This window comes from Rhizobium sp. SVR5-2C, from assembly GCF_056755115.1.
In genome coordinates this window covers 1-272 of sequence record NZ_JBNDHT010000402.1, presented here as the reverse complement: position 1 = coordinate 272, position 272 = coordinate 1, and the positions used below count along the sequence as shown (strand labels likewise).

General features: G+C 60.3%; 1 protein-coding gene. It reads left to right on the top strand.

Features of this window, described 5'->3' with window-relative positions; all coding sequences use genetic code 11:
- Window positions 1–272 (top strand): dienelactone hydrolase family protein (locus tag ACPYOI_RS36275; protein WP_481424199.1); only part of this gene is annotated, 272 nt, incomplete at both ends.

Here is a 272-nt window from a genome sequence, read left to right as displayed (position 1 = left end):
GGTTGAAACAGATCAGTCGCGGCTGAGCTTCCTCGCACAGTTCTACGACACCTATCGCGCCGTCGACGTGCTCGCCGCCCACCCCCGTATCGATCCTTCCCGCATCGCCGTGATGGGCTTCTCACGTGGTGCCTCTGCTGCGCTCTACACGAGCATGCGGCGCTTTCAAACGCTTTATGGGTCGACAAAGGCGCGTATCGCCGCGCATGTGTCGTTCTATCCTGCCTGCAACATTCAGTTCATCGGCGAACTCGACGTCGCTGACGCACCGA